The sequence below is a fragment of the Enterococcus sp. HMSC072F02 genome, assembly GCF_001837725.1.
Classification (GTDB): domain Bacteria; phylum Bacillota; class Bacilli; order Lactobacillales; family Enterococcaceae; genus Enterococcus_B; species Enterococcus_B lactis.
On record NZ_KV833956.1, the window covers coordinates 1 to 271 of the forward strand.

1 protein-coding gene is annotated in these 271 nt (G+C 39.5%); it reads right to left on the reverse strand.

The window, feature by feature from the left end:
• Nucleotides 1-55: 55 nt before the first annotated feature.
• Nucleotides 56-271: DDE-type integrase/transposase/recombinase (locus HMPREF2731_RS14395; protein ID WP_024636257.1), on the reverse strand; the 216-nt coding region annotated here is incomplete at its 5' end.

Genomic DNA, 271 nt, shown 5'->3' on the forward strand with positions numbered 1-271 from the left:
TGGTTCTGTTGCGAAGTTTGAAAATCAAACGCGCCCTCTCTGAACTCCAAATATCTTAGGCTGTTATTCCCATTAATACCTTGATTTCAGTAGACACCGAAAAGCCGAAGAGCGTTCCATTTCTTCGGTTCTTTTTATATATTCCTCGAATGGTCTCCATGCCCTTAATCGTGGAAGAGGCTGTACGGAGACTTTGATAAAATTTATTTCGTCGTTTAATAGGTCGATGGTCTTGTTCTATTAAATTGTTAAGATACTTCACAGTTCGGTG